Genomic DNA, 23639 nt, shown 5'->3' on the forward strand with positions numbered 1-23639 from the left:
AACGGGCTCCGGCCGGACTCTGTCAGGCTCAAGGGTACGGCCTGATCACCCCACCAGCGCCCGCCTGGCCTCCCGGGCCGCCACCCGGACGGATGCCCAGGCCCGCCGGAGCTCGTCCTTGACCGGCCACCAGACCTCCCGGCGCAGCCAACGGCACGGCCGCGCCACCAGGAACCGCCACAGCCGGCCGCCCAAGTGCCAGGCCCGCCCGAGCAGCTGACCGACCGTCCGGAGCACCGGGTACAGCACCGTCCGCCACAGCCACCCGAGCGGCCGCACGACCAGGTGCCACAGCAGCCACCCCAGCCCCCGCACGAGCAGCACCGCCAGCCGCAGCAGCCCGCGCCCGAGGGCGGCCGCCCCCGCGACCAGGGCGCGCCCGAGCGGCGTGAGCACCGACCGCCACACCCACTCCAGCGGCAGCACCACCAGCCACCTGACCAACTGGACGAGCGCCCGGCCGAGCCACCGCACGGCGAGTACCAGGCCCCGGCCCGCCGGGGTCAGCACCCGTTGCCACAGCCACCCCAGCGGGGCCAGCACCACCCACTCCACCAGCCACGCCAGCGGCAGCACGACGCCGTTGCGGGCGAGCCAGAGCAGCCCCCGGCCGAACGGGTTCAGCACCTTCCGGTGGCACCACACCAGGGGCAGCAGCACCAGCACCCCGAGCACCCAGCCGACCGCCTGGCCAAGACCCGCCGCCGCGAGTTCCAGCCCTCGGCCGACCGCCCGGACGGCGAGGGCCAGGCCGCGCCCGAGCGGCGCCAGCAGGTTCCCGTACAGCCACTCGGCGGCCAGCGCCAGCCCGCGCCCGGTGGCCCGCAGTGCGGTGGCCAGGGCCCGCCCGAGCGGTGCCAGCACGGAGCGCCAGGACCACCCCAGCAGTGCCAGCAGCATCCGGCCGGCCCGGTACGACGCGTGGCCGAGCGGGGTGAGCAGGTGGCGGTAGGCCATCAGCAGCGGCCAGCCGACCAGGCCGTAGCAGATCCGGCCGATCAGCCGGCCGAGCCAGTCGAGGGCGGCCCCGACCGGCCGCCAGACCAGGACCAGCAGTTCCCAGCAGAAGCGCAGCGGGACCACCACCGTGAAGGCGATGATCCGGGCCGGTATCCGGACGAAGGCGACCAGACAGCCCTCGGCCGGTCTGTCGTCCTGCTGCTCCATCGGTGTTCTCCCCCTCGAATGCCCTGACGGCCCCTGCCGTGCAGCACGCACGGGAGGGGCCGTCAGGTTGCGGACCGGTGCTACGAGTTGAGCACGGTGAGCGGCAGCAGCTTCACGCCGGTCGGGCCGATCTGGATGGACGTGTCCATCTGGGGGCAGACGCCGCAGTCGAAGCACGGGGTCCAGCGGCAGTCCTCGACCTCGACCTCCTCGAGGGCGTCCTGCCAGTCCTCCCAGAGCCAGTCCTTGTCGAGGCCGCTGTCCAGGTGGTCCCAGGGCAGCACCTCCTCGTAGGTGCGCTCGCGGGTGGTGTACCAGGCGACGTCGACGCCGGTGCCGGCCAGGCCCTTCTCGGCGGCGGCGATCCAGCGGTCGTAGCTGAAGTGCTCGCGCCAGCCGTCGAACCGGCCGCCGTCCTCGTAGACGGCCCGGATGATCGCGCCGACCCGGCGGTCACCCCGGGAGAGCAGGCCCTCGATGATGCCGGGCTTGCCGTCGTGGTAGCGGAAACCGATGTTCTTGCCGTACTTGCGGTCGTTGCGGATCGCGTCCCGGAGCTTGCCGAGCCGGGCGTCGGTGTCCTCGGCGGAGAGCTGCGGCGCCCACTGGAACGGGGTGTGCGGCTTGGGGACGAACCCGCCGATCGAGACCGTGCAGCGGATGTCGTTCTGGCCGGTGACCTCGCGGCCCTTCTGGATCACGTTCTTCGCCATCGAGGCGATCTGCAGCACGTCCTCGTCGGTCTCGGTGGGGAGACCGACCATGAAGTACAGCTTCACCTGGCGCCAGCCGTTGCCGTAGGCGGCGGCGACGGTGCGGATCAGGTCCTCCTCCGACACCATCTTGTTGATCACCTTGCGGATCCGCTCCGAGCCGCCCTCGGGAGCGAAGGTCAGACCCGAGCGACGGCCGTTCCTGGTCAGCTCGTTGGCAAGGTCGATGTTGAAGGCGTCGACCCGGGTGGACGGCAGCGAGAGGCCGATCTTGTCCTCGGTGTAGCGGTCGGCCAGGCCCTTGGCGATGTCACCGATCTCGGTGTGGTCGGCCGAGGAGAGCGAGAGCAGGCCGACCTCCTCGAAGCCGGTCGCCTTCAGCCCGCGCTCGACCATCTCGCCGATGCCGGTGATGCTTCGCTCCCGCACGGGGCGCGTGATCATGCCGGCCTGGCAGAAACGGCAGCCGCGGGTGCAGCCGCGGAAGATCTCCACGGACATCCGCTCGTGCACCGTCTCGGCCAGCGGGACCAGCGGCTGCTTGGGGTAGGGCCACTCGTCCAGGTCCATCACGGTGTGCTTGGAGACCCGCCACGGCACGCCTTCGCGGTTGCCCACCACGCGGGCGATCCGGCCGTCCTCCAGGTAGTCCACGTCGTAGAACCGCGGGACGTAGACACCACCCGTACGGGCCAGCCGGAGCAGCACCTCGTCGCGGCCGCCGGGGCGGCCCTCGGCCTTCCAGGCCCGGATGATCTCGGTCATGTCGAGCACGGCCTGCTCACCGTCCCCGATCACCGCGCAGTCGATGAACTCCGCGATCGGCTCGGGGTTGAACGCGGCGTGCCCACCGGCCAGCACGATCGGGTCGTCCAGACCCCGGTCGGCGGCGTTCAGCGGGATGCCGGCCAGGTCGAGCGCGGTCAGCATGTTGGTGTAGCCGAGCTCGGTGGAGAAGGAGAGCCCGAACACGTCGAACGCCTTGACCGGCCGGTGCGCGTCGACGGTGAACTGCGGCACGTCGTGCTTGCGCATCAACGCCTCTAGGTCCGGCCAGACGCTGTAGGTGCGCTCGGCGAGCACGCCTTCACGCTCGTTCAGCACCTCGTACAGGATCATGACGCCCTGGTTGGGCAGCCCGACCTCGTAGGCGTCGGGGTACATCAGGGCCCACCGGACGTCGGCGCTGTCCCAGTCCTTGACGGTCGAGTTGAGCTCGCCGCCGACGTACTGGATCGGCTTCTGGACGTGCGGGAGGAGGGCCTCCAGGCGTGGGAAGACCGATTCGACTGGCATGCGGTGAGCCCTTTGCGGCGGGGACAGGGTGACCCTCAAGGGTAGCCGAACCGGACGGGGTCAAATCCCTATCGGCCGCTGGGTGCGGACGCACTGGAGCAGGCCGATGCCGATCCAGACCGCGAACATCGAGGAGCCGCCGTAGCTGACGAACGGCAACGGGATGCCCGCGACCGGCATGATGCCGAGGTTCATCCCGATGTTCTCGAAGGCCTGGAAGGCGAACCAGCTGACCACCCCGGCCGCCACGATGGTGCCGAACAGGTCGGTGGCCTGCCGGGCGATCCGGCAGCCCCGCCAGAGCAGCACGCCGAGCAGCACGATCAGGCCGAGCGCGCCGACGAACCCGAGCTCCTCGCCGGCCACCGTGAAGACGAAGTCGGTCTGCTGCTCGGGGACGAACTGGCCGGTGGTCTGGGTGCCCTTGAAGAGCCCCATCCCGGTCAGGCCGCCGGAGCCGATGGCGATCCGGGCCTGGGCGGTGTTGTAGCCCACCCCGGCCGGGTCGAGGGCCGGGTTGGCGAAGGCGGCGAACCGGTCGATCTGGTACTTGCTCAGCACCCCGAGCTGCCAGATCGCGCCCGCGCCGAGCGCGCCGGTGCCGATCAGGCCGAAGACCCAGCGGTTGGCCGCGCCGGAGGCGAGCAGGATGCCGAGGATGATGACGCCCATCACCATCACCGAGCCGAGGTCCGGCATCAGCATGATCACGGCCATCGGCAGTGCGGCCAGCCCGAGCGCCTGGAGCACGCTGCGGTCCGGCGGGAACTCCCGCTCCCCCGCGTCCACCCGGGCGGACAGCACCACGGCCATGGTGAGGATGATGGCGAACTTGGCGAACTCGGCGGGTTGGATCGAGAAGCCGCCGCCGAACTGGATCCAGGCCTTGGCGCCGTTGATGGTCGAGCCCAGCGGGGTGAGCACCGCGAGCAGCATCAGCACCACCAGCACGTAGACCACCGGCACGGCGGTGCGCAGGCGCCGACTCCCTATCAGGACCACCACCCCGCACAGCGCCAGACCGATCGCCAGGTTGGTGAGGTGCCGGAACAGGAAGTACTGCGGGTCGCCGTGGGTCAGCGAGTCCCGGCCCCGGGTGGCCGACCAGACCAGCAGCGAGCTGCCCAGCGAGAGGCCGAGGGCGGCCAGCACCATGATCCAGTCCAGCCGGCGGAGCGGGGAGCCCTTGGCCAGCGCCCGGCCCACCGTGCCGCGCTGCGGCGCCAGCCGGTACTGGCTGTACGAGGAGGTCACGCCCGGCCCCTTCCGGCGGTGCGGGTGGTGGGTTCGAGCGCGGCCAGGGTCAGCGTGCCCGGCGCGGCGGGGGCGGCCGGCGGCAGCGGGTCGAGGAACGACACCGGGTGGACGGCGGTCCCGTCCGGGTTGAACTTCGGCAGCTCGGCCTGCGGCTTGCTGAGCAGCGCCTTGCCGTTGTCGATGTTGCCCTTGTCGTCCACGCCGTACAGCGCCTGGTAGATCCGCCGGACGGCGTCACCGGAGGCGCCGGAGCCGGTACCGGCCTGACTCATCGTCATGACCACCGCGTAGTCGCGGCTGTAGGTGGTCAGGTAGGAGGTGGTCTGCTTGCCGAAGACCTCCGCGGTGCCGGTCTTGGCGTGCAGCTCGATCTTGCCCTGCGGCCAGCCCGCACCGGTGAACTTCCAGGCGGCGCTGCCCTGCTCGATGACGCCCTTGGTGGCCTGGTCGATGTACTGCAGGGTGCGCTCGTCGGTCGGCAGCTTGCCGTCCACCTGCGGGGCGATCTCCCGGACCACGGTGCCGTCCGGGCTGATCACGGCCTTGCCGATGGTCGGGCGGTAGAGCGTGCCGCCGTTGGCCAGCGCGGAGTAGATCTTGGCCATCTGGAGCGGCGTCACCAGGGTGTCGCCCTGGCCGATGGCGTAGTTGACCATGTCACCGGCGCGCATCTGGTTGCCGTCGGCGCAGTTCTCCTTGGCCACCAGGGTGCCGTACTCGTTGTCGTTCTTCTTCGCCTGCTCGCACCAGGCGTCCTTGTTGGCGTCGTAGTACTCCTGCTTCCACTTGCGGTCCGGGATCCGCCCCGGGGCCTCGCTGGGCAGGTCGATGCCGGTCTTGGCGCCGAGGCCGAACTGCTTCGCGGTCTTGAAGAACCAGTCCGCCGCGTCCTTCTTCGGCTTGATGCCGCCGTCGGCCATCCACTGGTCGTAGGCGAGGCCGTAGAAGACGGTGTCGCAGGACACCTCCAGCGCCCGGGCCAGGCTGATCGAGCCGTAGCCCTGGCTCTCGAAGTTCTTGAACTCGCGGCCGCCGATGGTCAGGCTGCTCGGGCAGGGGTAGTTGCCGTTCAGCGAGTACCCGGCCTGGGCGGCCGCGGCGGCGGAGACCACCTTGAAGGTGGAGCCGGGGGCGGACTGACCCTGTATGGCCCGGTTCAGCAGCGGGTAGTTGGACTCCTTGCTGGTCAGGTTCTGGTAGTCCTTGCCCGCGATGCCGCCGACCCAGAGGTTGGGGTCGTAGGTCGGGGCGCTGGCCATCGCGACGATCCGGCCGGTGTGCACGTCCATCACCAGGGCCGCGCCGGAGTCCGCCTCGTAGTTGCGCTTGGTGTCCTTGTCCCACGCCTTGCGGGCGTCCACCATGGCCTGCGCCAGGTTGTCCTCGACCGCCTTCTGTACCCGGGCGTCGATGCTGGTGACCAGGTTGTTGCCGGGCACCGCCGGGGTCTTGCCCGCGCTGCCGATCACCCGGCCGAGGTTGTCCACCTCCAGCCGGTCGATGCCGGTGGTGCCGCGCAGGTCGTTGTCGTACACCGACTCCAGGCCGGCCCGGCCGATCTGGTCGACCGGCAGCCGGCGCTCCCGGCCCTCCTTGTCCTTGGACTTGGTGACCTCCTCGTCGGTGACCGGCGAGAGGTAGCCGAGCACCTGGGCCAGGTTGGCGCCCTCGGCCCCGGTGTAGCGGCGCAGCGAGGTGGGCTGGGCGGTGATGCCGGGGAAGTCCTCGTGACGTTCCATTATCTGCATCGCCTGCTGGGTGGTGGCCGCCTTGGTGACCGGGATCGGCTGGTAGGGCGAGCCGTTCCAACAGGGCTGCGGGGTCTTGGCGTCGCAGAGCCTGACCTTGTCCTGGACGTCCTTGGCGGGCATCCCGAGCACGTCGGCGAGCCGGGCCAGCACGGCCTTGCCGTGGTCCTTCTGCTGGAGCAGCGCGGTCCGGCTGACCGAGACCACCAGCTTGGCCTCGTTACCGGCCAGGATGCGGCCCGAGGCGTCCAGGATCTCGCCGCGGACGGTCGGCTCGACCACCTCGCGGACGTGGTTGCCCGCGGCCTTCTCGACGTACTCGTGGCCGGTGCGGATCTGCAGGTACCAGAGCCGTCCGCCCAGGGTGGCGAGCAGCGACAGCACCAGGACCTGCAGGACGATCAGACGGATCGTCACCCGCTGGGTGCGGCCGGTCTCCGGGATGTTGCTCAACGGTGCTCGCTCCTCAGGGGCGCTTGGCCAGGCCGGGAATCCGCCGCTTGCGGCCGTAGCCGGGCAGCGGGGACGCCTCGCGGGTGGTGCGGTAGCGGGACAGCGTGCCGAGGCCCGAACCGCCGGAGTCCTCGGACTCGGTGACCACGCTGCCGCCGTCGAACCGGCGGGCCAGCATCATCACGGCGGGCACCACGAACGGGGCCAGCAGCACGTCGTACAGCAGGGCGCTGAACACCAGGCCGGTCAGGCCGACGTGCCGGGCGGCGGTGTCGCCGACCAGGGCGCCGACCGTCGCGTACAGCAGGGTGGAGGCGACCGCGGCGACCGCCACGATCAGCAGCGCGCTGACCGCCGAACGCTGCCGGGCGCCGTCCGGGCGGAGCAGACCGGCGACGTAGCCGAGCAGGCAGAGCACCAGGGCGTACCGGCCGATGGCGTGGTCGCTGGGTGGGGCCAGGTCGGCCAGCAGACCGGCTGCGAAGCCGACCAGGCAGCCGCCGGTGGGGCCGTAGACCAGGGCCAGACCGACCACCACGAGCAGCAGCAGATCCGGTGTGGCGCCCGGGAGTTGGAGCCGTCCGAGCACGCTGACCTGGATCACCAGGCCGAGCAGGATCAGGACGGCGGAGAGCAGGACGCGGTTGATCCGCATGGTCAGTTCCCCCCTGCGGGTGTCGAGGCGGGCGGCAGCACGGCGTCCCTCGGATCGGTCCGCGGCGGGACCACCACCACGCCGACCAGGTCGAGCCGGGTGAACTGGACGTACGGCTCCACCAGCACGGTCTTGGTGAGCTGACCCGGCGTCGCCTCCACCTCGACCACCTTGCCGACCGGGACGCCGGGGACGAACGGACGGCCGCTCTGCGAGCCGAAGGTGACCAGCCGGTCGCCGGCCTTGACCTGGGCCTTGCCGTTGAGCAGCGAGACCTTCATCGGTCCGGTGCCCTGGCCGTTGGCGAAGCCGATCTCGCCGGAGCCCTCCATCCTGGTCCCGACGCTGAAGCCGGGGTCGGAGGCGAGCAGCACGGTGGCGGTGGTGGGCGCGATGGTGGTGATCCGGCCGACCAGGCCCTGACCGTTGATCACGGTCATGTCCCGGGTCAGGCCGTCGTCGCTGCCGGCGTCGATGGTGATGGTCCAGGAGAAGCCCTGGGCGGCGCCGATCGCGATCACCTGGGCGGCCTTGACGGTGTAACCGCCGTTGCCCGCGGTGCGCAGCAGTTCGTCCAGCTGCTTGGTGCGGCCCGACGCCGTGTCGGAGGAGGCGACCCGCTGGCGCAGGTCGGTGTTCTCCCGGGTGATCTGGTCCAGCCGGGCCTGGTGGGTGCCCGCGTCCCGGACCGCCCGGACGGTACCGGCCACCGGGTCGACCACCCCGGCCGCCCCGCGCTCGACCGGGCCGAGCACGCTCGCGGCGGCCCGCCGGGCACCGCTGAGCGGAGAGCTCTCGCCGCCCTTGATGTCCACGGTGATCAGGGCGAAAGCGACCGCGACCAGCAGGACCAGCAGCAGTCGGCTCTCTCGGGTGTCCCTCACGATGCTGGAGCTGCCCCTTCGGTGCCGGGCCCCCACCCGCTGTGGACGGCTGAGGGCCCTTCAGTTGACTTGTGTTCTTTCCCGCTCAACGACGGGGCTGGGCGTCCAGTACCTGCTGGAGCGCCTCGAACTCCTCGACGCACTTGCCGGAGCCGAGCGCGACCGAGTCGAGCGGGTTCTCCGCGATGTGGATCGGCATGCCGGTCTCCCGGCGGAGCCGCTCGTCCAGGCCGCGCAGCAGGGCGCCGCCACCGGTGAGCACGATCCCGCGGTCCATCACGTCGCCCGCCAGCTCCGGCGGGCACTGGTCCAGGGTGGTCTTCACCGCGTCGATGATCGAGTTGACCGGCTCGTCGATCGCCTCGCGGACCTCGGCCGCGGAGATCACCACGGTCTTCGGCAGACCGCTGACCAGGTCGCGGCCGCGGATCTCGGCGTGCTCGTCCTTCTCGCCCTCCAGGGCGAAGGCCGAACCGATGCTCATCTTGATCTGCTCCGCGCTGCGCTCACCGAGCAGGAGGCTGTACTCCTTCTTGATGTGCTGCACGATCGCGTTGTCCAGCTCGTCGCCGGCCACCCGGATCGACTGCGCGGTGACGATCCCGCCGAGCGAGATCACCGCGACCTCGGTGGTGCCGCCGCCGATGTCCACCACCATGTTGCCGGTGGCCTCGTGCACCGGGAGCCCGGCGCCGATCGCGGCCGCCATCGGCTCCTCGATGATGTGCACCTGGCGCGCGCCGGCCTGCGAGCTCGCCTCGATCACGGCGCGGCGCTCGACTCCGGTGATGCCGCTGGGCACGCAGACCACCACCCGGGGGCGGGCCAGGTAGCGGCGCTTGTGGATCTTCAGGATGAAGTACCGCAGCATCCGCTCGGTGATCTCGAAGTCGGCGATCACGCCGTCCTTGAGCGGGCGGATCGCGACGATGTTGCCGGGCGTGCGCCCGATCATCTTCTTCGCCTCGGACCCGACCGCCAGAATGCCGCCGGTGTTGGTGTTCACCGCGACCACGGACGGCTCGTTGAGGACGATCCCCTTGCCCCTGACGTACACCAGCGTGTTGGCAGTGCCCAGGTCGATCGCCATGTCACGGCCGATGAACGACAGATTGTTGGCCATGGGGTGTGTGGTGCCTTCCCGAGCTCGGAATCAGATGGCGGGGAGATGGGGGCGGACGACGGCTGACCTGCCGTACCGAGCCCGTGAGTTGTGCTCCATCGTAGCCACGCCGGTCGTCTCGGACTGCGAGGTACGGCGTGCTGCCCATTCTCCGGCGGCTCGTCGGCATCTCCGAGGATTGGGACGCCGTGTCGGGCCTTCGAGTTCCGTATTTGAGGATGAAACGCCTGGATTCACCTGGTCGGGCCTGACGGTGCGTGGCCCGACCAGGTGAGGGCCCGTCAGGCGGTCAGGCCTGGGCCGGGAAGAAGATCTTGATCTCGCGCTCGGCCGACGCCTCGGAGTCCGAGGCGTGGATCAGGTTCTCCCGGGTGATGGTGGCGAAGTCACCGCGGATGGTGCCCGGGCCCGCCTGCAGCGGGTCGGTGGCACCGGCCAGCGCACGGATGCCGGGGACGACGTTCTCGCCCTCGACGATCAGCGCGATCGACGGACCGGAGGTCATGAACTCGAGCAGCGGCTCGTAGAACGGGCGGCCGACGTGCTCGGCGTAGTGCTGCTCCAGCGTCTCCCGGTCGAAGGTGCGCAGCTCGACCGCGGCGAGCCGCCAGCCGGCCTTGCGCTCGATCCGGCTGATGATCTCGCCGGCCAGGCCGCGCTTGACGGCGTCGGGCTTGAGCAGGACGAGAGTGCGCTGCGACACGTTAACGGCTCCTGGGGACTAGGGGTCGGTCACCCGAAAGGCTACCTTGCGTACCCGGCCGAACCCGCAGGTACGTGATCCCCACGCAATCCCCACGCACCCCGGCCAACCGCTACGCCTCCGCGAGCTCCCGGGCGGCCTTGATCTCGTCGATCCGGCGCCCGTAGTGCACCGAGCACCACCAGAGCGCCGCGAAGACCAGCCCGAGCCCGAACATCGTGGGCAGCACGAAGCCGCTGACGATCAGTCCGATCTGGAGCGCCCAGCCGACCGCCACCGCCCCGGGTCGGGTGATCGCGCCGCAGAGCAGCACACAGAGCAGCATCGCGATCCCGCTGACGATCCACACCGTGGCGGTGGGGACGTCCGAGAGCTGCATCGCGACCAGCGCCGCGAACATGATCAGCAGTGCCTCACCGATCAGGGTCGAGGAACACAGGACGCGCATGTCACTTCCTCCCGAGCAGGATGCGGGCCTCGCCCACGGTGATGACCGAGCCGGTGATGACGACCCCGGCGCCGCCGAGCTCCTCGTCCTCCGCCATCGTGACGGCGGCGTCGATGGCGTCGTCCAGCCGGGGTTCGATCCGGACCCGGTCCTCGCCGAAGATCTCCACCGCGATCGCGGCCAGCTGGTCCACCGGCGTGGCCCGGTGGGTGGAGTTCTCGGTGATGACGACCTCGGCCAGGATCGGCTCGAAGACCTCCAGGAAGCCGGAGGCGTCCTTGTCGCCGCTGGTGGCGATCACGCCGACCAGCTTGGTGAAGCCGAACGACTCGGTGATCGCGGCGACGCTGGCCTCGGCCCCGTGCGGGTTGTGCGCGGCGTCCAGGATCACGGTGGGGCTGCGCCGGACCACCTCGAGGCGGCCGGGCGAGCTGACGCCGGCGAACGCGGCCCGGACCTTCTCCGCGTCCAGCGTGCCGCCCCGGGCACCGCCGACGCCGAAGAACGCCTCGACGGCGGTGAGCGCGAGCGCGGCGTTGTGCGCCTGGTGGGCACCGTGCAGCGGGAGGAAGACGTCCTCGTACTCGGCGCCGCCGAGCCCCCGGATCGTCACCAGCTGACCGCCGACCGCGACCTCACGGCGGATCACCCCGAACTCCATGCCCTCGCGGGCCACGGTGGCGTCCACCTCGACCGCGCGGCGCAGGATCGCCTCGGCGGCGTCCAGCGGCTGCTGGGCGACCACGGCGAGCGACCCCGTCTTGATGATCCCGGACTTCTCGACGGCGATCTTGCCGGTGGTGTCGCCCAGCCGGTCGGTGTGGTCCAGGCCGACCGGGGTGATCACCGCGACGTCGCCGTCGACCACGTTGGTGGCGTCCCAGGAGCCGCCCATCCCGACCTCGACCACCGCGACATCCACCGGGGTGTCGGCGAACACGGCGTATGCCATGCCGGTGAGCACCTCGAAGAAGGACATCGGGATCGGCTGCTGGGCGTCGACCATCTGCACGTAGGGCTCGATGTCGCGGTACGTCTCGATGAACTTGGCGACCGTGATCGGTGCGCCGTCCAGGCTGATCCGCTCGGTCACCGACTCGACGTGCGGGCTGGTGTAGCGCCCGGTGCGCAGCTCGAAGGCGTGCAGCAGCTGCTCGATCATCCGGGCGGTCGAGGTCTTGCCGTTGGTCCCGGTGATGTGGATCGCCGGGTACGCCCGCTGGGGCTGGCCGAGGATGTCCATCAGCGCGGCCATCCGGTCGAGCGACGGCTCCAGCTTGTTCTCCGGCCAGCGGGCGGAGAGGGCGGTCTCGATCTCGCGCAGCTCACCCGCCGGGTCTGCGGGGTCCGGGTTGACGGGGCGGATCGTGTACGGGTTCTGCGGGGCCTTGTCGCTCACGCGCCCAGTCTACGGAGCCGCTTCACCACTCCGGTCCGGGTGGTCCACGACTCACGTGAGGGGGGTCACTCGGTAAAGAGTTGGCCAAGTTGAAGGTCTACCATGTGAATAGATGATGATTGAAGCAAGTCACCATCAAATCGAAGATCATTTCGCCGATGGAGCCTTGCAATGAATGCCGTTCACGCGTACTTCCTCAGTCACCGGACCCAGGTGCTGTGGACGGCCGAACTGCTCTCGCTCGCCCTGCTGGCGTACATGGTCTTCGTGTTCGGCCGCTTCCTGCTCTACTGGGCCGGCTCGGCGGACGCCTTCCGGCGCAGCCGGCCGGCCGAGCCCGGTGACCCGGCGGTCTTCCAGTGGCACCTGGTGATCCCCTGCCGGGACGAGGAGGCGGTGGTCGGGCAGACCCTGGCGGGGCTGCGCCGGTCCTCCCCCGAGGCGCACCTCTGGGTGGTGGACGACGACAGCGAGGACCGCACCCGCGAGCTGGTGCTGGCCGCCGCCGACCGCGACCCGATGATCCACCTGGTGCAGCGCCGCCGTCCGGACGCCCGGATCGGCAAGGGTGCCGCGCTGAACGCCGCCTACCGGCAGATCTCCGACCGGCTGCCGCCCGGCACCGACCGCGAGCGGGTGGTGCTCGGCGTGATCGACGCCGACGGCGAGCTGGCGGCCGACACCCTGGCCCTGGTCAGCACCGAGCACGCGCTCGGGCGCCCGGACACCGGCGCGGTGCAGATCGGCGTCCGGATGCGGAACGCCGACGACCCCCGGCCGCTGCCCGGCCGCGGCCGGGTCGCCAACGCCTTCGCCCGGGCCCTGGTCCGGATGCAGGACATCGAGTTCCAGGCCAGCAACTCCGGCATGCAGCTGCTCCGCCGCCGCACCGGCAGCGTCGGCCTGGGCGGCAACGGCCAGTTCGTCCGGCTCGCCGCGCTCGACGCGCTGGCCGGCCGGGAGCAGCGCCCCTGGCCCGAGCGGGCGCTGCTGGAGGACTACGAGTCCGGCCTCGAACTCCGGCTGGCCGGCTACCGGTTGACGCACGTGCCGGAGACCCGGGTGTCCCAGGAGGGCCTGGTCTCGGGCCGCCGCTTCCTCACCCAGCGGACCCGCTGGGCGCAGGGCAACATGCAGTGCCTGCGGTACACCGGCCGGGTGCTCCGCTCCCCGCACTACACGCTCGGCGGCAAGGCCGAGGTGATGTACACCTTCCTCCAGCCGGTGGTCGCGGTGCTGCTGGTGCTGCTCCTCCCGGTCACCCTCGGCATCTCGCTGGCCACCCGGATCTTCTTCGGCGCGGACGCGGCCGCCTTCGAGGCCGCCTACGGACCGCTGATGCTGGTCGCCTTCGCGCTCGCCGCGCTGCCGCTGGTCTGCTGGGGCTTCGCCTACCGCCGGACCGTGTACCCCGACCGGCGCCGACTGCTGGGCCTGCTCTGGGGACTGGCGCTCTGGCTGTACACCTACCACGTCTTCCTGGTGGCCACCCGGGCCGCCGTCCGGCTGCTGCTCGGCCGGAACGGCTGGGCGAAGACCCGCCGTAACGCCGAGCGGACCACCGCCGGCGCCCCGACCGCGCTCGAAGCCTGAACGGAGCCGTCCGATGACCGCCCCCTGCCACCCCTCCGTCGCCGCCTTCACCGGCAACCGGATCGCCGTCGTGCTGGGCACCCGCCCGGAGCTGGTCAAGCTCGCCCCGCTGATCCACGAACTCGGCCCGGCGGCCCGGCTGATGCACACCGGCCAGCACTGGGACGAGGCGATGTCCGGCCGCTTCCTGCGCGAACTCGGCCTCCCCGAGCCGGAGTTGCTCTCCGGCGTGGGTGGCAGGCCGCGGGCCGGGCAGATCGCCGCCTCGCTGGAGCAGCTGGATGCCGCCTTCACCACCGAGCGCCCCGGCGCCGTGGTGGTGCAGGGCGACACCAACGCCACCCTGGCCGGCGCCCTGGCCGCCAACGCGCACGGCATCCCGCTGGTGCACGTCGAGGCCGGACTGCGCAGCCACGACCGGGCGATGCCCGAGGAGCACAACCGGGTGATGGTCGACCACATCGCCGACCTGCTCTGCGCCGCCACCGAGGAGAACGCCGCCAACCTGCGCACCGAGGCGCTGGCCGAGCGGGCCATCGCGCTGACCGGCAACACCGTGGTCGAGGTGGTGCGCCGTCAGCTCCCGGACGCCGGGGCCAGGGCCGAGCTGCTGGCCCGGTACGGCCTGCGCGCCGACGGCTACGTACTGGCCACCGTGCACCGGCCGGAGAACACCGACACCGCCGAGGCGCTCGGCGCGGTGCTGGGCGAGCTGGACGCGCTCGCGGCCGCGGGCACCGCGGTGCTCCTGCCGCTGCACCCGCGGACCCGGGCCGCCGTCGAACGGCACGGCCTGGAGCCACTGTTGGCCCGTCTGACGGTCACCGAGCCGGTCGGCTACGGCGAGTTCCTCGGGCTGGCCCGGCACGCCGCGCTGCTGATCTCCGACTCCGGCGGCGTGCAGGAGGAGTGCACCGTGCTCGGCCGCCCGCTGCTGGTGGTCCGCCGCTCCACCGAACGCCCGGAGTCGGTGGCCGCGGGCTTCGCCGCCCTGGTCGGCCCAGGCCCCGAACTGGGCGCGCTGGCCGCCGCATGGCTCGCCGACACCCCCGAGCGGCTGGCCCGACTGGCCGCCACCCCGAGCCCGTACGGCGACGGAACCGCCTCCGCCCGGATCGCCGGGCTCACCCTGGCGCTGGCCGAACCGGGGCATCCGACGGTCTGACGCATTCCGGCGACGGTCTTGACAGCGGGATTGGTCTACTCCACCTTGTGACACAAGTCACTGGTACAGACCAGGACTTGACCCTGCACCGCACCATCCTCACTCCCCCACATGGAGATGGCATGCGCGCAAGACCGAGAAGCACCGTCCACCTGCTGCTGACCGCCCTGGTCGCCACCGCACTGGCCCTGGTCGGCCTGCTGCTGGCCACCCCGGGAGCCCGGGCCGCCGCCACCAACGTGGAGTTGATCGAGAACGGCGGCCTGGACAACGGCAACCACGTCTCCCCCTGGACGTGTTCCAACAGCTCCGGCCAGTCCGCCACCGACCCCACCCACGGCTTCGTCCTCAAGGTCACTCCCACCGCCAGTGACAACGGCCAGTGCACCACCACTGCCCCGGTGAAGCCCTCGTCCACCTACACGCTGAGCGCCTGGGTGCTCGGCCCGTACGTCTACCTGGGCGCCACCGGAACGGGCGGCAGCGACCCCAGCACCTGGACCAACGGCACCAGTTGGACCAAGCTGACAACCACCTTCACCACCGGGGCGAACGCCTCCGTCGTCACGGTCTACCTGCACGGCTGGTACGGCCAGGGCTCCTTCCTGATGGACGACATCTCGCTGTTCGGGCCGGGCGACCCCAAGCCCTCCTCCAGCGTGACCACGCCGAAGCCCAGCACCAGCAGCAGCCCGAGCCCCAGCCCGAGTCCCAGTCCGAGCCCCAGCCCCAGCCCCAGTCCGAGCAGCAGTCCCACCACCCCGCCGCCGCCCGGCAAGCACCTGCTGACCGGCTACTGGCAGAACTTCGACAACGGCGCCACGGTGCAGAAGATCAGTGACGTCCCGGCCGCCTACGACATCATCGCGGTCTCCTTCGCCGACGCCACCAGCGGCGCGGGCGGGATCAGCTTCACCCTGGACAGCACGCTCGCCGGCCGCCTCGGCGGCTACACCGTCGCGCAGTTCAAGGCCGACATCGCGGCCAAGAAGGCGGCCGGCAAGAAGGTGATCGTCTCGGTCGGCGGCCAGAACGGCACCGTCTCGGTGAACAGTTCGGCCTCCGCAGGCAACTTCGCCAACACCGCGTACGCGGTGATCCAGGAGTACGGCTTCAACGGCATCGACATCGACCTGGAGAACGGCGTCAACGCCACCTACCTGGGCCAGGCGCTGCACTCGCTGGCGGGCAAGGTCGGCAGCGGCTTCGTGCTCACCATGGCGCCGCAGACCATCGACATGCAGTCGGCCGGGGCCGAGTACTTCAAGCTGGCGCTGAACGTGAAGGACATCCTCACCATCGTCAACATGCAGTACTACAACTCCGGCACCATGCTCGGCTGCGACGGCGGCGTCTACGCGCAGGGGACGGTCAACTTCCTCACCGCGCTGGCCTGCATCCAGCTCAAGAACGGTCTGGAGCCCCGGCAGGTCGGCCTCGGCGTCCCGGCGTCCACGAGTGCGGCCGGCGGCGGTTACGTCAGCCCGAGCGTGGTGAACGCGGCGCTGGACTGCCTGGCCCAGGGCACCAACTGCGGCACCTTCAAGCCGGACACCAAGTGGCCCGGTATCGGTGGCGCGATGACCTGGTCGACCAACTGGGACGCCAAGGCGGGCGGCGGTATCGCGAGCACCGTCGGCGGCCACCTGCACGCCATGCCGTAAGCGTCGGAAGCACGGGGAGCCGCGCGGGCCCGGAAGCCTTCCGGCTCGCCCGGTTCCCCGCTCCCGGCGGGCCTCAGCCCTGACGGGGGATGCTCCGGGAGCCGTGCCGGTGCCGGAGTTCGGCGGTGATCTCCCGCACCTCCCCGTCCGGGAGGAAGGGGAGCATCATCGCCACCGCCTGGAGCAGACCGCCCACCAGGAAGGTGGTGTCCGGGGTGGCGGCGACCAGGGCCCGGACGGTGCCCACGTCACCGGCGTCGACGGCCTCCACCAACTCGGCCACGTCCACGAATTCCTCGTCCACCAGGACCCCGGAGGTGTCCGCCGGGGCCAGCCTGGCCAGACCGCGCAGCACCCGGTCGGCGACCTCGGGCGCGTACGCCTTGCGGACCGCCTCGGCGGCGATCCACACCAGCAGCGTGGTCACCTCCTGCTCGGCCTGATCGGCCAGCAGGCGCTCCAGCTCGCGGTCGAAGGCGAGTTGGTTGCCGTGCCGGAAGGCGAGCAGCAGGGTCGCCGCCCTGGCCTTGGCGACGTCGACCGCCTCCGCAGGCAGTTCGCCGGCCAACTCCCTGGTCACCACCACGCCGTGCCCTCCCGTCAGTCGACATCCACTGCCCAGAACTTCCACTTACCGTACACAGTCGAACTGCAAACGCCTCTTAACCCGCGCGCAAAAAGGCAGACCCGATCGGCCGAACGCCAATTAAGGAATTCACTGATTCACGGCCGGACAACAGCGGGACAACGCCCGCCCGCGGTCAGACGCTCGTCGCGAAGGTCCGCCGCAGCTCCTCGATCTGCTCGACGCACTTCCCCGAGCCGATCACCACGCAGTCCAGCGGATTCTCGGCGACCCGGACCGGCAGGCCGGTCTCCCAGGAGATCCGCGCATCGAGGCCGCGCAGCAGTGCGCCGCCGCCGGTGAGCACGATGCCCTGGCCCATCACGTCGCCCGACAGCTCCGGCGGCACCGCGTCCAGGGTCTGCCGGACCGCGAGCACGATCTCGGCGACCGGCTCGTCCAGCGCCTCGCGGATCTGAGCGGCCGTCACGGTGGCACTCCTGGGCAGGCCGCCGACCGCGTCCCGGCCCCGGACCGCCAGCTCGGCAGGGGCCTGCTCGCCGGCCGTCGGATCGGCCGAGCCGATCACCAGCTTGAGCTCCTCGGCGGTCCGTTCGCCTATCAGCAGGCCGTGGTCCTTCTTCACCTGCTTGGTGATCGCGGCGTCCATCCGGTCCCCCGCCACCCGGATCGAACGGGACGCGACCATGCCGCCCATCGACACCACGGCCACCTCGGTGGTGCCACCGCCGATGTCCACCACCATCGAGCCGGTCGGCTCGTGCACCGGCAGGCCGGCCCCGATCGCGGCCGCCATCGGCTCCTGGATCAGGTGCACCGAAGCGGCCCCCGCGCTGCCCACCGCCTCGATCACGGCCCGGCGTTCCACCCCGGTGATGCCGCTCGGCACGCAGACCACCACCCGGGGCCCGGCCCGGAACCGGCGGACCGCCGTACCGGTGGCCTTGGCCAGCAGGTGCCGCAGCAGGTGCCGGGTGCCGTCGAAGTCGGCGATCACCCCGTCCCGCAGCGGGCGGCTGGCGACCACGTCCTCGGGGGTGCGGCCGAGGGTGCGCCTGGCCTCCGTCCCGACGCTCAGCACCTCGCCGGTCTTCCGGTCCACCGCCACCACCGACGGCTCGTTCAGCACAATTCCCTTGCCCCGGAGGTAGACCAGGGTGTTCGCCGTTCCGAGATCGATGCCGATGTCCTGCCCGTGCCGTTGCCGAGTACCCGCCATTGGCCGCCCGCCCTTCTCCGCTTTCGAACTCTTCGTGCACATCCGCCGCTGGCCAGCGTACGTGATGGAATTCGGCCGAACGGGCTATCCGGAACTCGGTGGGGTTCGGGAAATGGCCGACGGGTAATCACCTTCCTTTGCCGGCCCGAACGCCGAGGGCCGTGCCGCCCGCACGAAGCGGGAGGCACGGCCCTCGGGACGGACGGTCAGCCCTGCGGCAGCGCCGCCAACTGCGCGGTGATCCGGGCGATGTCGGCCTCGGCGGTGGCCTGCCTGGCCTTGATCTTGTCGACCACGTTGTCCGGCGCCTTGGCCAGGAAGGCCTCGTTGCCGAGCTTGGCGGTGGCCTGGTCCTTCTCCTTCTCGGCGGCGGCCAGGTCCTTGGCCAGCCGCTTGCGCTCGGCCGGCACGTCGATGGTGCCGGAGAGGTCGAGCGCCACGGTGATCCCGGCGACCGGCAGCGAGGCGGTGGCCGTGAAGCCGTCCTCGGGCTCGGTCAGCCGGGCCAGCGAGCGGATCGCGGCCTCGTGCGCGGCCAGCGCCGTACCGGCCAGCGCCAGCTGGGCCGGCAGCCGCTGACCCGGGTTCAGGTTCTGGTCGGAGCGGAACCGGCGGACCTCGGTGACCACCTGCTGGACGGTGCCGACCTCCGCCTCGGCGGCGGCGTCGATCCGCGCGGCGTCGGCGACCGGCCACTCGGCGACCACCAGCGACTCCCCGCCGGTCAGCGTGGTCCACAGGGTCTCGGTGACGAACGGCACGACCGGGTGCAGCAGGCGCAGCGTCTTGTCCAACACCTCGCCGAGCACCCGGCGCGCGGCGTCGGCCTGCGGGCCACCCGCGAACAGGGTGGTCTTGGAGAGCTCGACGTACCAGTCGAAGACCTCGTCCCAGGCGAAGTGGTAGAGCGTGTCCGCGACCTTGGCGAACTCGTAGTCCTCGTAGTACGCGTCCACCTGGGTGATGGTCGCGTTCAGCCGGGACAGGATCCAGCGGTCGACCGCGGTGAGCTCCTCGGGCGCGGGCAGCGGGCCCTCGACCGTGGCGCCGTTCATCAGGGCGAACCGGGTGGCGTTCCAGATCTTGTTGCAGAACTTGCCCGAAGCCTTGACCCAGTCCTCGCCGACCGGCACGTCCGCACCGGGGTTGGCGCCGCTGGCCAGGGTGAACCGGACGGCGTCCGCGCCGTACTCGTCCATCCAGTCCAGCGGGTCGACCGCGGTACCGGAGGACTTGGACATCTTCTTGCCGAACTGGTCCCGGACCAGGCCGGTCAACGCGACCGTCTTGAACGGCGCCTGACCGTCCATCGCGTACAGGCCGAACATCATCATCCGGGCGACCCAGAAGAAGATGATGTCGTGGCCGGTGAGCAGCACGTCGGTGGCGTAGAACTTCTCCAGGTCCGGGGTCTGCTCCGGCCAGCCGAGCGTGGAGAACGGCCACAGGCCGGAGGAGAACCAGGTGTCCAGGACGTCCGGGTCCTGGTGCCAGCCCTCGCCGGTCGGCGCCTGCTCGTCCGGGCCGACGCAGACCACCTGGCCCTCGGGGCCGTACCAGACCGGGATCCGGTGACCCCACCAGAGCTGGCGCGAGATGCACCAGTCGTACATGTTGTCGACCCAGTCGAAGTAGCGGCGCTCCAGCTCCTTCGGGTGGATGTCCACCTTGCCGTCGCGGACCGCGTCGCCGGCCGCCTTGGCCAGCGGCTCGACCTTGACCCACCACTGCAGCGAGAGGCGCGGCTCGACGATGGTGTGGCAGCGCGAGCAGTGGCCCACGGCGTGCGTGTAGGGACGCTTCTCGGCGACGATCCGGCCCTGCTCGCGCAGTGCCCCGACCACGGCCGCACGGGCGTCCAGCCGGTCCAGGCCGAGGAACGGGCCGTGCACGGTGATCGCACCGCGCTCGTCCATCACGGCCAGGTTCGGCAGGTTGTGGCGCTGGCCGATGGCGAAGTCGTTCGGGTCGTGCGCGGGGGTCACCTTGACCGCGCCGGTGCCGAACTCCGGGTCGACGTGCTCGTCCGCGACCACCGGGATCTCACGGTCCGTCAGCGGCAGCTTGATGGTGCGGCCGACCAGGTGGGCGTAGCGCTCGTCGCCCGGGTGCACCGCGACGGCGGTGTCGCCGAGCAGGGTCTCGGCCCGGGTGGTGGCGACCACGATCGAGTCGTCCCCGTCGCCGTAGCGGATCGAGACCAGCTCGCCGGCCTCGTCCTCGTGCTCCACCTCGATGTCGGAGAGCGCGGTGAGACAGCGCGGGCACCAGTTGATGATGCGCTCGGCACGGTAGATCAGGCCGTCGTCGAAGAGCTTCTTGAAGATGGTCTGGACGGCCTTGGACAGGCCCTCGTCCATGGTGAAGCGCTCGCGCGACCAGTCCACCCCGTCGCCGAGGCGGCGCATCTGGCCGAGGATCTTCCCGCCGTAGCTCTCCTTCCACTCCCAGACCTTCTCGACGAAGGCCTCCCGGCCCAGGTCGTGCCGGGACAGGCCGGACTCGGCGAGCTGCTGCTCCACCTTGTTCTGGGTGGCGATGCCGGCGTGGTCCATGCCGGGCAGCCAGAGCGCCTCGAAGCCCTGCATCCGCTTACGACGGGTCAGGGCGTCCATCAGGGTGTGCTGGAAGGCGTGGCCGAGGTGCAGCGCACCGGTGACGTTCGGCGGCGGGATGACGATGGTGTACGCGGGCTTGTCGCTCTTGGCGTCGGCGGTGAAGTAGCCGCGGTCCACCCAGCGCTCGTACAGCACGCCCTCTACCTCCGCCGGGGCGTAGGTCGTCGGGAGGGTGGCTGCGTTGTCCCCGTCGAAGGTTCCGGGGCGCTGGTTCGTCGTGTCGGTCACGACACCCAGTTTACGTAAACCTGGGGGCCGCCTTCGACCGCCTTCCCGCCCGACCACCCGGACGGGGGCCGGTCTTGACGGGTGCGGTACCGTGCCCCGATACTCGCACGCCCGTTTGGCGCGCACTGACGAACAGTCACAACCGACGTGGGGGAGACCGATGAACGGGCCGGGGCAGCAGTATCCGCAGGGTCAGCCGCAGCAACCGCAGCCGCCGTACGGTCAGCCGCCGCAGCAGCCCTACGGCGCGCCGCAGCCCCCGTACGGTCAGCCGCCTCAGCAGCAGTACGGCTACCCGCCCCAGGCCCAGCCGCCCGCGGCTCCGCCCGCCGCTCCGTACGGCACGCCGCCGCAGCAGCCGGGCCAGTTCGGCCAGCCGCAGCCGCCCGCCCCGCCGTACGGCCAGCCCCAGCAGCAGCCCGCCGCGCCGCAGTTCGGCGCCCCGCCGGCGTACGGCCAGCCGCCCGCCTACGGGCAGCAGCCCCCGCAGTACGGCGCCCCGCAGCCGCCGTACGGGCAGCAGCCGTACGGCCAGCAGCAGTTCGGCGGGCCGATGGCCGAGCCGCGGAAGAGCAAGGCCGGGCTGGTGATCGGCCTGGTGATCGGCGCCGTGGTGCTGGTCGGCGGCGGCGGCGTCGCGTACTGGGCACTGAACTCCTCCGGCTCGCCGGTCGGCCCGGGCAGCTCCACCGGGGGCAAGTTCAAGCTGGCCGCCCCGCCCACGCTGCCCGGCGGGTACACCCTGAAGACCAGCAAGGACAGCCCGGGCGACCCCAAGGAGTCCGGCCTCGGCTACAGCTCGTACGACGGTGGTCTGGTGGCGACCTACCTGAAGGGCAAGGACGCCACCGACAGCATCACCATCGGCGGCTCCTGGGGCACCATCACCGACCCCACGGCGATCACCAAGCAGGTCAACAAGCAGGCCGGCGCCTCGGCCACGCTGACCTGGAAGACCCCGCTGGCCCCGGTCGACGCCAAGGACGCCAAGGACCCGGGCGGCAAGCTCTCCTGCGGGGTGGCCAGCAGCAGCGGCATAGAGATCCCGATCTGCCTCTGGGCCAACCACTCCACGGCCGGCTCGGTCACCTTCACCAAGATCTCGCTGGACGGCAAGAGCAGCCCGCTCAGCGCGGCCCAGGCCGCCGACCAGACCCGGGCGATCCGGGACGCCATGGTGGTCGCGAAGTAACCCGCGGACGCGAGAAGGCCCCGCACCCTTCCGGGTGCGGGGCCTTCCTGCTGCTCGGGCCGCGGGTCAGGCGCTCTTGTCGCGCCGCTCGCGCTTGATCATGTCGCGCGGGACCAGGGTCGGGATCGCGTGCTTGGAGACCACGTCGCCGGTGACCACCACGCGGGCCACGTCCTGCCGGGACGGCACCTCGTACATCACGGACATCAGCACCTCCTCCATGATGGCCCGCAGGCCACGGGCACCGGTGCCGCGGAGGATCGCCTGGTCGGCGATCGCCTCCAGCGCGTCGCGGCTGAACTCCAGCTCCACGCCGTCCAGTTCGAAGAGCTTGCGGTACTGCTTGACCAGCGCGTTCTTCGGCTCGGTGAGGATCTGCAGCAGCGCCTCGCGGTCCAGGTTGTGCACGCTGGTGATCACCGGCAGGCGGCCGATGAACTCGGGGATCATCCCGAACTTCACCAGGTCCTCCGGCATCACCTGACGGAAGTGGTCGCTGCTGTCCGAGTCCCGCTTCGAGCGGATGTTGGCACCGAAGCCGATGCCCTTGGCACCCGCCCGGCCCTCGACGATCCGCTCCAGACCGGCGAACGCGCCACCCACGATGAAGAGCACGTTGGTGGTGTCGATCTGGATGAACTCCTGGTGCGGGTGCTTGCGACCGCCCTGCGGCGGCACGCTCGCGGTGGTGCCCTCCAGGATCTTCAGCAGCGCCTGCTGGACGCCCTCACCGGAGACGTCACGGGTGATCGACGGGTTCTCGCTCTTGCGGGCGACCTTGTCGATCTCGTCGATGTAGATGATGCCGGTCTCGGCCTTCTTGACGTCGTAGTCAGCGGCCTGGATCAGCTTCAGCAGGATGTTCTCGACGTCCTCGCCGACGTAGCCGGCCTCGGTGAGGGCGGTGGCGTCGGCGATCGCGAACGGCACGTTCAGCATCCGGGCCAGGGTCTGCGCGAGCAGCGTCTTGCCGGAGCCGGTCGGGCCGAGCAGCAGGATGTTGGACTTGGCCAGCTCGATCGCGTCCTCGCGGCCGTTGCCACCGCTGCGCCCGGCCTCGCCGGCCTGGACCCGCTTGTAGTGGTTGTAGACCGCCACCGACAGCGACTTCTTCGCGGTGTCCTGGCCGACCACGTACTGATCCAGGAACTCGTAGATCTCACGGGGCTTCGGGAGCTCCTCGAAACGCACCTCGGAGGTCTCGGCGAGCTCCTCCTCGATGATCTCGTTGCACAGGTCGATGCACTCGTCGCAGATGTACACGCCTGGACCGGCGATCAGCTTCTTCACCTGCTTCTGGGACTTGCCACAGAACGAGCACTTGAGCAGGTCGCCACCGTCTCCGATGCGTGCCACGAGGTGCTTCCCCTTCGCCAGGGGCCCCGCGGGGGTCCGGGGCCTGGTGCTGTGGACCGGTTCGCCGTCGAGCGATCGGTCTCGCTATCCGACGGTACTCTGCCGAGCCGCCAATTCCGTCGTCTTCGACAGCTCTGCCGTACGCCCAGGGCGAATTGATACCGAACAGATG

At 70.8% G+C, this 23639-nt stretch carries 18 protein-coding genes; 4 read left to right on the plus strand and 14 right to left on the minus strand.

Features of this window, described 5'->3' with window-relative positions; genetic code table 11:
- Positions 1-45: 45 nt before the first annotated feature.
- From OHV05_RS10375 to OHV05_RS10420, 10 genes are all read right to left on the minus strand, one after another.
- Positions 46-1167: a hypothetical protein gene (locus tag OHV05_RS10375; protein WP_405017422.1), complete on the minus strand. Its 1122-nt coding sequence runs from the start codon at positions 1165-1167 to the stop codon at positions 46-48.
- 80 nt (positions 1168-1247) lie between these two features.
- Positions 1248-3176 (minus strand): TIGR03960 family B12-binding radical SAM protein, encoded by a 1929-nt coding sequence (locus tag OHV05_RS10380; protein WP_405017423.1) that lies wholly within the window; start codon positions 3174-3176, stop codon positions 1248-1250.
- 60 nt (positions 3177-3236) lie between these two features.
- Entirely contained in the window at positions 3237-4430 is a 1194-nt protein-coding gene (rodA, locus tag OHV05_RS10385) for a rod shape-determining protein RodA (RefSeq protein ID WP_405017424.1), read from the minus strand.
- On the minus strand, positions 4427-6634 hold the full coding sequence (gene mrdA, locus OHV05_RS10390; protein WP_405017425.1) for a penicillin-binding protein 2: 2208 nt from the start codon (positions 6632-6634) through the stop codon (positions 4427-4429). Before mrdA ends, rodA begins: the two co-directional genes overlap by 4 nt.
- Positions 6635-6647: 13 nt before the next feature.
- The gene (gene mreD / locus OHV05_RS10395; RefSeq protein WP_405017426.1) at positions 6648-7289 is read right to left on the minus strand and encodes a rod shape-determining protein MreD; all 642 of its coding nucleotides are present in this window, start codon (positions 7287-7289) and stop codon (positions 6648-6650) included.
- Positions 7290-7291: 2 nt separating this feature from the next.
- Positions 7292-8173 carry a rod shape-determining protein MreC gene (gene mreC, locus OHV05_RS10400; RefSeq protein WP_405017427.1) on the minus strand — a complete coding sequence of 294 codons (882 nt, stop codon included), beginning with the start codon at positions 8171-8173 and terminating at the stop codon, positions 7292-7294.
- 85 nt (positions 8174-8258) lie between these two features.
- Positions 8259-9284 carry a rod shape-determining protein gene (locus tag OHV05_RS10405; protein WP_057239138.1) on the minus strand — a complete coding sequence of 342 codons (1026 nt, stop codon included), beginning with the start codon at positions 9282-9284 and terminating at the stop codon, positions 8259-8261.
- Between the two features lie 301 nt (positions 9285-9585).
- Positions 9586-9999: a nucleoside-diphosphate kinase gene (gene ndk / locus OHV05_RS10410; RefSeq protein WP_405017428.1), complete on the minus strand. Its 414-nt coding sequence runs from the start codon at positions 9997-9999 to the stop codon at positions 9586-9588.
- Positions 10000-10111: 112 nt separating this feature from the next.
- Positions 10112-10447 (minus strand): DUF4233 domain-containing protein, encoded by a 336-nt coding sequence (locus tag OHV05_RS10415; RefSeq protein ID WP_405017429.1) that lies wholly within the window; start codon positions 10445-10447, stop codon positions 10112-10114.
- A 1-nt stretch (position 10448) separates the two neighbouring features.
- Entirely contained in the window at positions 10449-11813 is a 1365-nt protein-coding gene (locus tag OHV05_RS10420) for a bifunctional folylpolyglutamate synthase/dihydrofolate synthase (RefSeq protein WP_405021422.1), read from the minus strand.
- Between the two features lie 204 nt (positions 11814-12017).
- Here OHV05_RS10420 and OHV05_RS10425 point away from each other — a divergent pair, with 204 nt between their 5' ends.
- The 3 genes from OHV05_RS10425 to OHV05_RS10435 all read left to right on the plus strand — a co-directional run bounded on the left by OHV05_RS10425 (position 12018) and on the right by OHV05_RS10435 (position 16268).
- Positions 12018-13439, plus strand: coding sequence for a glycosyltransferase (locus OHV05_RS10425; RefSeq protein WP_405017430.1), 1422 nt, complete (start codon positions 12018-12020; stop codon positions 13437-13439).
- A 13-nt stretch (positions 13440-13452) separates the two neighbouring features.
- Positions 13453-14604: a non-hydrolyzing UDP-N-acetylglucosamine 2-epimerase gene (wecB, locus tag OHV05_RS10430; protein ID WP_405017431.1), complete on the plus strand. Its 1152-nt coding sequence runs from the start codon at positions 13453-13455 to the stop codon at positions 14602-14604.
- 122 nt (positions 14605-14726) lie between these two features.
- Positions 14727-16268 (plus strand): chitinase, encoded by a 1542-nt coding sequence (locus tag OHV05_RS10435; RefSeq protein WP_405017432.1) that lies wholly within the window; start codon positions 14727-14729, stop codon positions 16266-16268.
- A 73-nt stretch (positions 16269-16341) separates the two neighbouring features.
- Here the strand turns inward: OHV05_RS10435 and OHV05_RS10440 are convergent, their stop codons facing one another.
- The 3 genes from OHV05_RS10440 to OHV05_RS10450 form a co-directional block, all read right to left on the minus strand.
- Positions 16342-16854 carry a hypothetical protein gene (locus tag OHV05_RS10440; protein WP_405017433.1) on the minus strand — a complete coding sequence of 171 codons (513 nt, stop codon included), beginning with the start codon at positions 16852-16854 and terminating at the stop codon, positions 16342-16344.
- Between the two features lie 175 nt (positions 16855-17029).
- Positions 17030-18073: a rod shape-determining protein gene (locus OHV05_RS10445; RefSeq protein WP_405017434.1), complete on the minus strand. Its 1044-nt coding sequence runs from the start codon at positions 18071-18073 to the stop codon at positions 17030-17032.
- A 206-nt stretch (positions 18074-18279) separates the two neighbouring features.
- Positions 18280-20919 (minus strand): valine--tRNA ligase, encoded by a 2640-nt coding sequence (locus OHV05_RS10450; RefSeq protein ID WP_405017435.1) that lies wholly within the window; start codon positions 20917-20919, stop codon positions 18280-18282.
- Positions 20920-21079: 160 nt separating this feature from the next.
- Between OHV05_RS10450 and OHV05_RS10455 the strand changes: the two genes are divergently transcribed.
- Positions 21080-22111, plus strand: a complete 1032-nt coding sequence (locus OHV05_RS10455; protein WP_405017436.1) for a hypothetical protein — start codon at positions 21080-21082, stop codon at positions 22109-22111.
- Positions 22112-22177: 66 nt separating this feature from the next.
- Here OHV05_RS10455 and clpX read toward each other — a convergent pair whose 3' ends face one another.
- Positions 22178-23467: an ATP-dependent Clp protease ATP-binding subunit ClpX gene (gene clpX / locus OHV05_RS10460; RefSeq protein ID WP_403033622.1), complete on the minus strand. Its 1290-nt coding sequence runs from the start codon at positions 23465-23467 to the stop codon at positions 22178-22180.
- Positions 23468-23639: the final 172 nt, after the last annotated feature.

Source organism: Kitasatospora sp. NBC_00070 (genome assembly GCF_045041205.1).
Classification (GTDB): Bacteria; Actinomycetota; Actinomycetes; order Streptomycetales; family Streptomycetaceae; genus Kitasatospora.